Source organism: Ruegeria sp. E5 (genome assembly GCF_056534105.1).
The window spans coordinates 126,144-137,827 of record NZ_JBQFPA010000003.1 but is presented as its reverse complement, the minus strand read 5'-3'; the positions used below and the strand labels follow the sequence as shown (position 1 = coordinate 137,827).

The following is an 11,684-nucleotide window of genomic DNA, read 5'->3' as shown; positions in this document are numbered from 1 at the left end:
TACGCTATAGCGGTAACAGCTTTATCCACAAATTATTATTTTTCATACACTTAACCCAACTGCGACCCTTTGGACCGATTGGGGCAGTTGAAAAATGTTACGAATATGCAGGTTTTTGCGATTCCTGTGACCTTTTTCCCGCATTTTTTCCGTTCAAAATGCGCCGGACTGTCACGCAGGCTTTAACAAACCATCCAACGCTTTGATCGGGCGCTTCGCTGTGTCTTTGGTAACGCTCCCGCTAGGCGGGCGAATGAGTTTACTGGCCTCAACCATAAGCACGCCTCCGGCCATAACGGTTGGGATGCGTTGTCCAGTCTTCTCGATCAGGCTACCTGATTTTAGCCAGAACCGACGGAACGAAGGCGGCAGGTAAAGCGCCGAGCAATGGTTTTCAGGGACGAAGTGGTGCGCTCGCAATTGGTTTTCCAATTGGGTCGTTGAATAGGGCTGCCCAAAGCCAAACGGCGTCCGGTCTGAGCGCGACCAAAGCCCGGCCCGGTTCGGTACGACAAATAGCACACGCCCTCCGGGCCCCAGAACGCGCCAGCATTCTTCCAGCAATTGGCTGGGTCGGTTTGAAGTTTCCAAACCATGCATCACCACGAGTTTATCCACATGGCCAGTTTCGATTGGCCACATCGTCTCTTCGGTCAGAACGGAAACATTGGGCATCCCCGCAGGCCATGGCATTACACCCTGCGGACCAGGCATAAGACCAATCACACGACGCGCATCTTTGAGGTAAGGCCGCAATAAAGGTACGGCAAAACCAAATCCGACCACAGTTTGCCCTTTGGCTTCGGGCCAAAGATCCACCAACCGACCACGGATCGCTGCCTGGGCCGCGCGACCCAGGGTGCTGCGATAGTAGAAATTCCTCAGATCCTGCACATCAAGATGCATTGCGGACACCCGGTCAATCGGCTTAGCTGGGCGCAGTCTAGCAATGAAAGGGCAAAAGGCCATGCCTCTTGAGATCGTTACCATTCCTTGCCTCAGCGATAATTACGCCTTTCTCGCCCATGATCCCGCCAGCGGTGAGACTGCCTTGATCGATGCGCCAGAGGCAGCTCCGATTCTGGCTGAACTGGATTCGCGCGGCTGGCAGCTAAGCCATGTGTTGCTGACCCATCATCATTGGGATCATGTGGACGGGCTGGGCGACATTCTGGCGAAACAGCCCGCGCGTGTGATCGGCGCAAAAGCAGATGAGCATCGGTTGCCAAAACTCGATCAGGCGGTGGTTGAAGGTGACACATTTTATATCGGCGGTGAGCCGGTCGAGGTTCTTGATGTGTCCGGTCATACAATTGGGCACATTGCATTCTACATGCCCCAAACTGGCGTTGTATTCACCGCTGACAGCCTGATGGCGCTGGGATGTGGACGATTGTTCGAGGGCACGCCTGCGCAAATGTGGGCCTCTCTCAGCAAGTTGGCGGCCCTGCCCGATGAAACAATCGTGTGCTCAGGCCACGAATACACACAGGCAAACGCCAAGTTCGCCCTGACCATCGATCCCGACAACCCAGCCTTGCTTGACCGCGTGGCCGATATTAATCGCGCCCGCGCTGCTGGAGAACCTACTGTGCCTTCGCTTTTAGGCCTGGAAAAGGCGACAAATCCGTTTCTAAGGGCCACTGATCCGGCGATTCAGGCCCATCTGGGCATGGAAAACTCTGATCCTGTGTCCGTATTCGCCGAAATTCGAGCCCAAAAAGACAGCTTTTAACCCGTTTCAAGCCCCAATCACGGCCACGGTCACAACAAATGTGACTGTCAAGTGAAAGAAAACCCTTGAAGCCGGGGCGGGATCAACCAAACTCTAATAGTATGAGGACATGGTTGGGATGGGGATCCGGCCTGCAGCCCGCCCCCTTCCGGCCCAATACAGAGGAGCACCCGCGTGCCTTCATTCTCGAGCACACTTGAACAAGCCATCCACGCGGCCCTTGCGGCGGCGAATGAACGGCGACATGAATTCGCAACGCTAGAGCATCTGCTGCTGGCGCTGTTGGAAGAACCCGATGCGGTGCGCGTCATGAAAGCGTGCAGCGTCGATCTGGACGAGTTACGCAGCACCTTGGTCGAATTCATCGACGAAGATCTGTCAAACCTCGTCACTGATATCGACGGGTCAGAAGCAGTACCGACTGCAGCCTTCCAGCGTGTCATTCAGCGCGCCGCGATCCACGTTCAAAGCTCTGGCCGCACAGAGGTGACCGGGGCCAATGTATTGGTGGCCATCTTCGCCGAACGTGAAAGCAACGCAGCCTATTTCCTGCAAGAGCAGGACATGACCCGTTATGACGCGGTAAACTTCATCGCACATGGTGTGGCCAAAGACCCGGCCTATGGAGAGAATCGTCCTGTAACGGGTGCTGATGAAGCCGAAGAAGAGGCTCAGACGACATCTGGTGACGCCGAGCAAAAAGAAAGTGCGCTTGGCAAATATTGCGTTGATCTGAACGCCAAATCACGCGCCGGTGATGTAGATCCGCTGATCGGACGCTCGGACGAGGTTGAACGCTGTATTCAGGTGCTGTGTCGCCGGCGCAAGAACAACCCGTTGCTGGTAGGTGACCCCGGTGTCGGCAAAACCGCCATCGCCGAAGGTCTGGCGCATAAGATCGTTGCGGGCGAGGCCCCGGACGTGTTGTCGGAAACCACCATCTACTCGCTCGATATGGGTGCCCTGCTTGCGGGAACTCGCTATCGCGGCGATTTCGAAGAGCGTCTGAAAGCGGTTGTGACCGAATTGGAAGAGCACCCTGATGCAGTTCTCTTCATCGACGAGATTCACACTGTGATCGGAGCGGGTGCAACCTCGGGCGGAGCGATGGATGCGTCGAACCTGCTGAAGCCAGCGCTTCAGGGTGGCAAACTGCGCACCATGGGCTCGACCACGTATAAAGAGTTCCGTCAGCATTTCGAAAAAGACCGCGCGCTGAGCCGCCGATTCCAGAAAATCGACGTGAACGAGCCGTCGGTCGAGGACAGTGTCAAAATTCTGCGCGGTCTGAAACCATATTTCGAAGAGCATCACTCGATCAAATATACTGCCGACGCGATCAAGACAGCTGTCGAATTGTCGGCGCGCTATATCAACGACCGCAAACTGCCCGACAAGGCCATCGACGTGATCGATGAGGCCGGGGCAGCGCAGCACCTGCTGGCCGAAAGCAAACGTCGCAAGACCATCGGCGTCAAAGAGATCGAGGCGGTGGTTGCCAAGATTGCGCGTATCCCACCCAAGAACGTCACCAAGGATGATGCCGAGGTTCTGAAAGATCTCGAAACCTCGCTGAAACGCGTGGTGTTTGGTCAGGATGAAGCGATCGAAGCGCTGTCCAGTGCGATCAAACTGGCGCGCGCCGGTCTGCGTGAGCCAGAAAAACCCATCGGCAACTATCTGTTCGCTGGCCCCACCGGTGTTGGCAAAACAGAGGTGGCGAAACAGTTGGCCGACACGCTTGGTGTTGAACTGCTGCGTTTCGACATGTCGGAATACATGGAGAAACACGCAGTCAGTCGCCTGATCGGTGCGCCTCCGGGATATGTGGGATTTGATCAGGGTGGTTTGCTGACCGATGGTGTCGACCAGCATCCGCATTGCGTATTGCTGTTGGATGAAATTGAAAAAGCACACCCGGACGTGTTCAACATTCTGTTGCAGGTGATGGACCACGGCGAGCTGACCGACCACAATGGCCGGACGGTGAATTTCCGCAACGTGGTCCTGATCATGACATCGAACGCAGGTGCGCAGGAACAGGCGAAAGCCGCCATCGGCTTTGGCCGCGACCGGCGCGAAGGTGAGGATACCGCAGCGATCGAACGTATGTTCACGCCGGAGTTCCGCAACCGCCTGGACGCCGTGATCTCATTCGCGCCGCTGCCGAAAGAGGTCATTTTGCAGGTCGTTGAGAAGTTTGTCCTGCAGCTGGAAGCACAGTTGCTGGATCGTGGCGTAACCATCGATCTGACACCGCGTGCCGCCGAATGGCTGGCCGACAAGGGCTATGATGACAAGATGGGTGCGCGTCCTCTAGGCCGTGTCATTCAGGAGCACATCAAGAAACCTCTCGCCGAGGAACTGCTATTCGGCAAACTGGCCAAAGGCGGCGTGGTCCGTGTCTCGATGAAGAAGGGCGAGCTGAACCTGGAAATCCTGGGCCCCGATCAGCCCCGCATTCCGGGCGACAAGCCCCCGCTTTTGACAGCGGACTAACCCACGGCTTCTATAACGAAAAACGCCCACCTTTTCGGTGGGCGTTTTTCATTTTTGGCAGGTAATCCAAGTTGGTTCGTACCAGCCTTATCGCTCTGTCAGCTTCAACTCGATCCGACGATTCTGGGCGCGCGCTTCGGGTGTGTCGGCGGGATTAACAGGCTGGAATTCTCCGAACCCGTTTGCCGCCAAACGATCAGGTGGAATGCCCAGCGCGTCAACCATGTAGCGCACCACAGAAAGGGCACGGCCCTGGCTGAGCTCCCAGTTGTCGCGATATCGTCCGCTTCCTGCAAGCGGCACATTGTCGGTGTGACCATCTACACGGATGACCCAGTTCAACCCTTCGGGTATTTCTGCGGCAACGCTTCGCAGGATATTGGCAACTTTGGCAACCTCCTGACGACCTTCCGCAGACAGATTTGCGGACCCGGTGGCAAACAACACCTCAGACGAGAACACGAAGCGGTCACCTTCAATGCGCACGCCATCCTGATCACCCAGCACATCGCGCAACCGCCCGAAGAATTCCGAGCGATAGCGCTGCAAATCCTCGGCCTGTGCGGCTAGTTCCTGATTTTGGCCTGCAAGTTTCTCGGCCTCGGCTTCCAGCCGAATACGTTCAGCCTCTTCCAGCAGTCGGCGACGGCGTTCTTCCGAGGCTGCGCGCGCTAGAGCGGCATTCAGATCCTGGCCCAGCGTCTGTATCTGGATCTCGGCGGCGGTATTACGTTCTTCGTAATCGTCTAACAAAGCCTGCAGCGATCCCAACTGGCTGCGCAGGGCTGCCATCTGCTGATTAAGCAGCGCGGTCTGACGTTGCGCTTCGGTCGAGATTTCCTGTTCCGATGCAAGCGCCTCTCGGGCGAGCGCCAGCAGCGCCGCGCGCTCTTCGGCCAGCGACCTCTGTTCGGCTGCATTTGCTTGCGCCTGGGTTTGGGCATCCAATGCGGCTTGCAATTGTGCCCTCAGTTCTTCGGCATTGATCTCACCAAACTGGCGCTCAAGCTCTGCCTTGGCAGCCTGTGCCGCAGCCAGCAAAGTCAGAGTGTCCTCGGCTTCCTTTCGCTGTGCTTCCAGCGCCAAGGTCATTGCCGTCAGTTCGGCATCTGCATTCTGCAGACGATCACGCAACGCCTCAGCAGCGGCGGCTTCGGCCAGGCGCGCGGCCTCTTCCTCGGTCAGTTGCTGTTCTAGCTCGGATATCTGAGCTGCCTGTGCATCTTCGCTGGTTTCAAGTTCGGCGACGAGAGCTTCAAGTGCTTCGCGTCGAGCCGCGGCAAGGCGGGCGGCTTCGGCCTGTGCGTCGATTTCTTGTCTGCTTTGAGCAAGTGCCAAATTCAAGGCATCTTGTTCATTTAGCAACTCATCGCGTTGCGTTTCTAGCGCGGCGATATCCCCCTGCGCACGCGCCTGATCAGCCAGCAAAGCCACGACCTGTGCTTCAAAGTCGGTTATGCGGGTTTGTGCCTGCGCCAGATCGTCTTCGACCTGATTAAGCGTTGCATTCAAGTTCCCAAGACGCGCTTGAAGACGGCTGTTTTCCCGCTCTTCCAGCCCCAGCGCCCCGGCCAGAGCGGCGATTTCGTCGGACAGCGCAGTCAGTTCATCCTCTTGACCTGAAATGGTTTCGCGCAGCACAAATTGCACGACCATGAAGATGGTCAGCACAAAGGTCAGCACCATCAACAATCCCGTCATCGCATCCACGAAGCCGGGCCAGACCGAGCCCGAAAACCGTTGACCTGTGCGGCGGGACAGCGCCATGGGTTACTCTCCTTCCGGGGGGGTACGTACGGCGCCCCGTGGCAAAGTCAACGCTTTGACCAGCAGCTCAAAATCCTTGCGCAGTTCGTTCATGCTGTCCTGACGACCAGCGGAGATTTCTTCGAGTATACGCAGCAACTGAACATCCATCGACCGCAGGCGCATGCGGCTTTCCGCATCGATCCCCTCGCCCGCGCCATGTTCGCGCATGTGATCCAACAAAGCGTCCTGCCCCAGCGCCACACGTTCAAGCGCAGCCGTTACGCCTTCGGTCTGGGCCTGCCGCTGGTTCATTTCCCCGATGACATCGACCAAATGTCCCAGTTTGGTCGAGACGTTCGTGCGATCAACTTCTTGCGCCGAGAACATGTCCTGCAGTGCATCCATTTGTTCAGACATGGCGTCCAGTACTGGGGTCAGCACGGCCAGTTCCGCGCCGCCCTCATCGCCCGCAGCAAAGCCAACGCGGGTGATTGAGGACAACCATTCTTCCAATTCGCGATAGAACCGGTTCTGGCCATGGCCCGCGAATAGTTCCAGCAAACCGACGATCAAGGATCCGGCCAGACCCAGCAATGACGACCCAAAAGCAACGCCCATGCCCTGCAGCTGCGCTTCCAATCCGGTCATCAGACGGTTGAAGACGGCCAGACCTTCTTCACCTTCCTGCGGGTTCAGGCTGCGGATCGTATCAACGATGGCGGGGACAGTGGTGGCCAAACCAAAAAATGTCCCCAGTAGGCCAAGGTAGATCAGCACGTTGGTGATGTAGCGGGTGATCTCGCGCTCTTCTTCGACCCGTTCGGCGACGGAATCGAGGATCGATCGGGTAGAGCTAGAGCTGATCTGAGACCGCGCCCCGCGTTCCCTCAACAACGACGCCAGTGGGGCAAGCAGTTGCGGCGGGCGCACATCGTCACGTTCGACCCCTCCGGCAAAGGCTTCGATCCAACGAACCGATCCGATCAGCTGTGTGACCTGCAGAAAACAGGCAGCGACACCGATGACAAAGACCAGCAAAATGAACCCGTTAAGATACAGATTGGCCTGAATAACCGGCAGTACATATGGCAACGCCATGAACACGCCAAGTCCTGACAGCCCTATTGCGATCAGCATCATCAAAATCTGACGGATCGGTTGTGAGAAATGTGGTCTCACGCCCTGTTGTGCCTGCGCCATGCGCGTGGCTCCTGGTATTGTCTGCTCTGGGCTGAACCTATCGAAGTTCGCCCCGTGACGCCAAGAGTTTATGCGCTGATTGTCCGCACCCGTTGCGACAACCACTCAAGATCAGGGTCGTGCAGTCCGATCTCGGTCAAGTGCGAGGCAGTATTGTAGAGATATTCGGTATTTGGCCCACGTCCGCCAACCGCGTGGGCGATGATCTGAGCCTGCTCTTCCAATGGAAGACCGCCGCAATACTGAACGTGGTGAGCATCGATGACGTAAGTCACTGCATTTACGATCTGCCCGCAGTCCAGATGCACGTCCAGCATCCGCTCCAGATAGGCTGACGAGATCAGCTCACGCTCACGCAATTCAGCCAAAGTGCGCTCTTCGTGACCTGCCTCGACAGCAAGCGCCAATCCAGTGCAATGCGCGTCTGGCTGTTCGTCCAGCGCCAATACCAAACCGGGGTCTTCTTCCGTGCCGCGATGGTGGATAGAGCGCATGCAAAACGACCGCGCATATCCGTGCAACTTAGCGCGTTCGCTGCGTGCCACCGGAAAGCCCGGGTTCCACAGCAGCGATCCATATCCGAATACCCACATCGTCATTGTACTGGTCCTTGCCCGTTTGGCCCTATAAACATCAAATCCGAGGCAGGAAAAAGGGCCATTCATCATGCGCCGTCTGATACGCGTTTTCGTATTTATCGCCCTCGCGTGGAGCGCCTACTGGTTTGTCGCCGGTTATGGTCTGCGAAACGCCCTGACCGGTTGGTTTGACCGGCAGCAAGAACTGGGCTGGCAGGCCGAATTCTCGGACGTGTCGACGGCAGGATATCCATTTCAGCACATCACACGCCTGAATAATCCCGCTTTGGCCGATCCGGTCAACGGAACGGCGTGGAGTGCGGACTGGATCGAGTTCCAAAGTCCAGCAATCTGGCCCGGCCGCCAGATGCTGCGCTTTGCCAGTACGCCGCAGCGCCTTTCCTATTTCGACCAGACCACGACCGTTCAGGCCGAAGCGCTACAAGCCGAATTGCAGCTCCAACCCGGTGTCGCGCTGGTGCTCGAGAAAATGGCGCTGACCTCAAAGCGCTGGCTGCTGACAACCGAAGGTGATCCGCAAGCCGGAGGCCAGTCGCTGAGCCTTGTGATGGAGCAATCTGGAGCGCCCGAAAGCTATGGGATTACCGCGAAGATCGACGGATTTACCCCCGGCGATGATCTGAGACGCCTGATGCGTTCAGCATCGACCCTGCCGCAATCGTTCGAAACGCTGGAAATGGATATGTTTGTCACTTTCGACAAACCCTGGGACCGCACCGCACTTGAGCAGCGTCGCCCCCAACCCGTTGCGATTGATCTGCGTTTGGCAGAAATGAAATGGGGTGAGCTGCGTCTGTTCGCCACCGGCGAACTGGAAGTTGACGAACAGGGCATTCCAACGGGTGAAATTGCGATGAAAGCCGAAAACTGGCGCGACATGATCGCGATGGCAAACGCCGCAGGTGCGCTGCCGGATCAGGCAGTCGATCCTGTGACCCGCGCATTGGGCTTCATGGCTGGACTGGGTGGCAACCCAAATGCGCTGGATTTACAGCTGAATTTCAGAGATGGGTTCGTCGCCTTGGGTCCGTTGCCCCTTGGTCCTGCCCCGAGACTGGTACTGCGTTAACGGCAATAGGTGCCGCTGCGGTAGCGCGCGGTGTCTAGGTGGAAATGATCCCGATGGTAGCGATCAGAGTTTGGTCCGAGAACCGTGCCAAATGGCCCACACGCGCCGCGCCATACCTTGGTCAGTTGCTTCTTGGACGGATTTTTGCGCCAGCCATTCAGAACCGTCACCACCTCACCATCGGCCATCTTGAAGCCCGAAATGTCGATGGCGCGCCCTTTACCATGCTCAGAAATCCGCGCCCCTTTACGGTTGTTACGTGTTCTGCAGGCGTAATGCGCGGCGACCTGTAGCTCGACCACCGGACCTCGGCGTTTGAACGTGGGCTTTACAGTTTTGTCGACCCAATTGTTCAGCGCCTGTGCAGTGCCGCAATCCATCGTCGCCGGGCGGCTCAGCCTGACCCCCGATACTGAGGTGATTTGCACTGCATCCTTAATCCCGCAGGCTTTGATCTTGCCCTTCACACGTCCAACCGGCTTACCCTGAATATCGATATCGCCACAGACTGAACCCTTACGCAGCTTGCGTTTCTTAAGAAAGACGCGTTGTTCCAATTCTTCCGGGCGCACAAACGGGCGGATCGAATTCTCGGGCCCGAGCAATGGTAATTCAGCGGGACGGGCTGCAGCGGCCGTTACCTGCGGCGAAGCGGGCCGTAGCACAGGCCGGATGTTGGGGGTGACGATTGCCACCATCGCTTGGGTGGTTTCCGGGCGCGTCAACGGCACAATAGAAGTTTCAGGCGCCGCCGCATTTGCAGTCGTTGCCGCCAAAGCAACGCAGAAAATCAAATGGCTGCAACCGATCTTTCTCATGTCGATGTTTTTCCCCGCCCGAAATCTGGCGCATCCGTATCCTGGCCCGCATCAATGATGCCGCGGCGGATCGCCCGTGTGCGCGTAAAGTAGTCGAACAATTGCTCTCCGTCACCTGTTCGGATGGCCCGCTGTAGCGCAAAGAGCTCTTCCGTGAACCGGCCCAGAATCTCCAGCGTTGCGTCTTTGTTGGTCAGAAACACATCACGCCACATCGTCGGGTCCGAAGCCGCGATGCGGGTGAAATCGCGGAAACCAGCTGCCGAATACTTGATGACTTCGGTGTCTGTAACCCGCCGGAGATCATCCGCAACACCCACCATCGTATAGGCAATCAGGTGAGGTGCGTGCGAGGTGACCGCCAGCACCAAATCATGATGCGCGGCGTCCATTTCATCGACATTCGATCCCAGACCCTCCCACAAAGCCCGCAGGCGAGCGATCGCATCCGGATCGGAATCTTCGACCGGCACCAACAGGCACCAACGGTTGTCGAACAGTTCGGCGAAACCCGATTCAGGCCCGGAATGCTCGGTCCCAGCCAGTGGGTGCGCCGGAATGAAATGAACGCCATCAGGTATGTGTGGTGAGACGGCGTCAATCACGTGACGCTTTACCGACCCTACGTCGGACACGGTGGTACCGGGTTTTAGAACCGGCGCAATCTGCTGCGCTACCGGTCCCATTGCGCCAACCGGAACACACAGAACCACCAGATCAGCACCCTCGACCGCCTCTTGCGCGGTCTCGCAAACCCGGTCACAAAGGCCGATCTGGCGCGCCGTCTCGCGGGTTGCCTCGGATCGCGCATAGCCCGTCACTTCGCCCGCAAGCCCAGCCCGTTTGATTGCCCAAAACATGGACGAGGCGATCAGGCCCAACCCGATCAGCGCAACACGGTCGTAAATCTGGCTCATACAGCGCCCCCTTTGAACGCAGTAATCGCTGCAACCACGCGACCGCAGGCGATTTCGTCACCTACGGTGATCCGCAGCGCGTTTGGCAGGTTGTAGCCCGCGACCCGCCGCACGATCAAACCCTGCGTTTTCAAATAGTCATCGCAGGTTTCCGCCTCGGCCCTGTCAGCAAAGCGGGCGAGGATGAAATTCGTGCATGACACATCGGATGCGACACCAACCTTCGCCAGTTCATCAGACAACCAAATCCGGAGGCGTGAATTTTCAGATAGGCAGAACCGCAGATATTCCTCATCCCGCACGGCGGCCTCGGCCGCTGCAAGAGCCGTCAGCGACAAGTTGAATGGCTGACGAACGCGGTTCAGCACATCAATAATCTCTTTCGCCGCATAGCCCCAGCCAACGCGCATCCCACCTAGACCGTACACTTTCGAAAACGTCCGGGTCATGATGACATTGCTAAACCGGTCCACCAGCCCTGCGCCTCCATCGAAACCATCGACAAATTCGGCATAGGCACCATCCAGCACCATCAGGCAATCGGCTGGCAATGCATCCGCCAACCTCTGCAATTCGGCGTCAGAGATCATGGTTGAAGTAGGATTTCCCGGATTGGTCACAAAGACAATCCGTGTCTGCCCAGTGACCGCGGCAAGGATGCTATCTACGTCTACACGGCGATCTCTCTCGGGCACTATGACCGGGGTCGCGCCAGCCATTCGCGCGATGATCGGATACATGGAGAATCCATGCTCGGTATATATCACCTCATCACCCGGACCAGCATAGGCCTGCGCCACGAACTGCAACACTTCATCACTGCCGACACCGCAGATGACCCGATTGGCATCCAGTCCGTGCCGTTCAGAAATTGCGGCGCGCAGGCTGGCATGATCGGTGCTGGGATAACGATGCAGCGAAACGGCACTTTCGCGCACCGCTTCGATCGCCTTGGGACTTGGCCCAAATGGGTTTTCGTTGGAACTCAGCTTGATGACATCCGCAACACCGTCAACATGCGACTGTCCGCCCTGATACAGCGCGATGTCCATTATGCCGGGTTGAGGTGTGATCTGGTTCATGAGGGGCTCCACTAGC

Annotated in this window: 10 protein-coding genes; 3 read left to right on the top strand and 7 right to left on the bottom strand. The window is 57.4% G+C overall.

The genetic code is table 11. The annotated features are described in order from the left end of the window. Nucleotides 1–171: 171 nt before the first annotated feature. Nucleotides 172–906, bottom strand: a complete 735-nt coding sequence (locus tag ACR0BI_RS12595; protein ID WP_170401881.1) for a methyltransferase domain-containing protein — start codon at nucleotides 904–906, stop codon at nucleotides 172–174. Nucleotides 907–967: 61 nt separating this feature from the next. Here ACR0BI_RS12595 and gloB point away from each other — a divergent pair, with 61 nt between their 5' ends. Both gloB and clpA read left to right on the top strand, forming a co-directional pair. Beyond that, entirely contained in the window at nucleotides 968–1,735 is a 768-nt protein-coding gene (gene gloB / locus ACR0BI_RS12590) for a hydroxyacylglutathione hydrolase (RefSeq protein WP_170512527.1), read from the top strand. Nucleotides 1,736–1,909: 174 nt separating this feature from the next. After that, nucleotides 1,910–4,234 (top strand): ATP-dependent Clp protease ATP-binding subunit ClpA, encoded by a 2,325-nt coding sequence (gene clpA, locus ACR0BI_RS12585; protein WP_170401887.1) that lies wholly within the window; start codon nucleotides 1,910–1,912, stop codon nucleotides 4,232–4,234. An 87-nt stretch (nucleotides 4,235–4,321) separates the two neighbouring features. Here clpA and ACR0BI_RS12580 read toward each other — a convergent pair whose 3' ends face one another. The 3 genes from ACR0BI_RS12580 to ACR0BI_RS12570 all read right to left on the bottom strand — a co-directional run bounded on the left by ACR0BI_RS12580 (nucleotide 4,322) and on the right by ACR0BI_RS12570 (nucleotide 7,782). After that, nucleotides 4,322–6,001 carry a peptidoglycan -binding protein gene (locus tag ACR0BI_RS12580; protein ID WP_480562442.1) on the bottom strand — a complete coding sequence of 560 codons (1,680 nt, stop codon included), beginning with the start codon at nucleotides 5,999–6,001 and terminating at the stop codon, nucleotides 4,322–4,324. A 3-nt stretch (nucleotides 6,002–6,004) separates the two neighbouring features. Next, entirely contained in the window at nucleotides 6,005–7,183 is a 1,179-nt protein-coding gene (locus ACR0BI_RS12575; protein ID WP_170392455.1) for a biopolymer transporter ExbB, read from the bottom strand. 68 nt (nucleotides 7,184–7,251) lie between these two features. Continuing rightward, complete coding sequence (locus ACR0BI_RS12570) at nucleotides 7,252–7,782, bottom strand: gamma-glutamylcyclotransferase (RefSeq protein ID WP_170392457.1); 531 nt, start codon at nucleotides 7,780–7,782, stop codon at nucleotides 7,252–7,254. A gap of 67 nt (nucleotides 7,783–7,849) precedes the next feature. Between ACR0BI_RS12570 and ACR0BI_RS12565 the strand changes: the two genes are divergently transcribed. After that, nucleotides 7,850–8,851, top strand: coding sequence for a DUF2125 domain-containing protein (locus ACR0BI_RS12565; protein WP_170609503.1), 1,002 nt, complete (start codon nucleotides 7,850–7,852; stop codon nucleotides 8,849–8,851). On the opposite strand, the gene ACR0BI_RS12560 is transcribed toward ACR0BI_RS12565, so the two are convergent. The 3 genes from ACR0BI_RS12560 to hisC are packed head-to-tail and all read right to left on the bottom strand — an operon-like array spanning nucleotide 8,848 to nucleotide 11,668. Then, a complete protein-coding gene (locus ACR0BI_RS12560; protein WP_170733006.1) occupies nucleotides 8,848–9,669 on the bottom strand; it encodes an extensin family protein in 822 nt (273 codons plus the stop codon). The two genes, ACR0BI_RS12565 and ACR0BI_RS12560, sit on opposite strands and share 4 nt — an antisense overlap. Next, nucleotides 9,666–10,586: a prephenate/arogenate dehydrogenase family protein gene (locus tag ACR0BI_RS12555; protein ID WP_480562443.1), complete on the bottom strand. Its 921-nt coding sequence runs from the start codon at nucleotides 10,584–10,586 to the stop codon at nucleotides 9,666–9,668. The genes ACR0BI_RS12560 and ACR0BI_RS12555 overlap by 4 nt, the downstream gene beginning before the upstream one ends. Beyond that, a complete protein-coding gene (gene hisC, locus ACR0BI_RS12550; protein ID WP_480562444.1) occupies nucleotides 10,583–11,668 on the bottom strand; it encodes a histidinol-phosphate transaminase in 1,086 nt (361 codons plus the stop codon). Before hisC ends, ACR0BI_RS12555 begins: the two co-directional genes overlap by 4 nt. Between the last annotated feature and the right edge of the window lie 16 nt (nucleotides 11,669–11,684).

Excerpts from the sequence above, each read along its gene's own strand:
- gloB (WP_170512527.1), top strand. The coding sequence starts at position 968 with ATGCCTCTTGAGATCGTTACCATTCCTTGCCTCAGCGATAATTACGCC.
- ACR0BI_RS12560 (WP_170733006.1), bottom strand. The coding sequence starts at position 9,669 with ATGAGAAAGATCGGTTGCAGCCATTTGATTTTCTGCGTTGCTTTGGCG.
- ACR0BI_RS12595 (WP_170401881.1), bottom strand. The coding sequence starts at position 906 with ATGCATCTTGATGTGCAGGATCTGAGGAATTTCTACTATCGCAGCACC.
- ACR0BI_RS12565 (WP_170609503.1), top strand. The coding sequence starts at position 7,850 with ATGCGCCGTCTGATACGCGTTTTCGTATTTATCGCCCTCGCGTGGAGC.
- hisC (WP_480562444.1), bottom strand. The coding sequence starts at position 11,668 with ATGAACCAGATCACACCTCAACCCGGCATAATGGACATCGCGCTGTAT.
- ACR0BI_RS12575 (WP_170392455.1), bottom strand. The coding sequence starts at position 7,183 with ATGGCGCAGGCACAACAGGGCGTGAGACCACATTTCTCACAACCGATC.
- ACR0BI_RS12555 (WP_480562443.1), bottom strand. The coding sequence starts at position 10,586 with ATGAGCCAGATTTACGACCGTGTTGCGCTGATCGGGTTGGGCCTGATC.
- ACR0BI_RS12570 (WP_170392457.1), bottom strand. The coding sequence starts at position 7,782 with ATGACGATGTGGGTATTCGGATATGGATCGCTGCTGTGGAACCCGGGC.
- ACR0BI_RS12580 (WP_480562442.1), bottom strand. The coding sequence starts at position 6,001 with ATGGCGCTGTCCCGCCGCACAGGTCAACGGTTTTCGGGCTCGGTCTGG.